The organism is Streptomyces sp. SPB074, from assembly GCF_000154905.1.
GTDB lineage: Bacteria > Actinomycetota > Actinomycetes > Streptomycetales > Streptomycetaceae > Streptomyces.
In genome coordinates this window covers 5,256,732-5,257,456 of record NZ_GG770539.1, presented here as the reverse complement: position 1 = coordinate 5,257,456, position 725 = coordinate 5,256,732, and the positions used below count along the sequence as shown (strand labels likewise).

Genomic DNA, 725 nt, shown 5'->3' with positions numbered 1-725 from the left:
CCCGGCGCCGGACCGGCGCTCAGCGCGGTCCCGCCGCGAAGCGCACGCGTCCGCCCAGCTCCACCAGCCCGGCCGGTCCCGGCGCCGTGAGCAGTTGCGAGCCGCGGCCCTGGCGGATGTTCAGCGCGCGTCCGAGGTGCGCGGTGAGCGCGATCGCCGCCGCGCCGGTCGCCTCGTCCTCGTCGATGCCGTCGCCGCGCCCGGGGAAGCCCCTGGCCCGTACCCGTCCGGCCGTCTCGTCCTCCCAGGCCCACGCGTACTGCCAGCCCCGGCCCGGCGCGGGGACGGGGAGCGCGTCGATCTCCTCGGGGCTTCCGTAGCGGACCGGGACGCGCTCCGCCGCCCAGGCGGCGCGGGCGGTGATCCAGGTGCTCTCGCCGTCCGAGCGGGCCTCGACGCGCCCGGCGGGCGGGGCCAGCTCGGGCAGGTCGAGGAGCCAGGCGCAGCCGACGAGCGGGTGCCCGGCGAAGGGGAGCGCGCCGCCGGGGGTGCGGATGTCGAGCACGCCGCGCTCGGGGTCGTCCACGAAGACGGTCTCGCTGTACCCGAGCCGGGCGGCGAGCGCCTGGCGCTCCGCGTCACCGGGCAGGCGCGGGCCGTCGCGGACGACGCCGAGCGCGTTGCCGTGGCGCCCCGCGGCGTCGCAGAAGACGCGCAGGACGTCGAGGTCAGGGATGTCCGGTGTGCTCATGCCCCGCATTGAACCCCATGCGGGGGCGGGCGCG

Annotated in this window: 1 protein-coding gene; it reads right to left on the bottom strand. The window is 78.8% G+C overall.

Annotation, left to right across the window (positions count from 1 at the left end):
* Positions 1-19: 19 nt before the first annotated feature.
* Positions 20-691 carry a PhzF family phenazine biosynthesis protein gene (locus SSBG_RS22285; protein ID WP_008748328.1) on the bottom strand — a complete coding sequence of 224 codons (672 nt, stop codon included), beginning with the start codon at positions 689-691 and terminating at the stop codon, positions 20-22.
* Between the last annotated feature and the right edge of the window lie 34 nt (positions 692-725).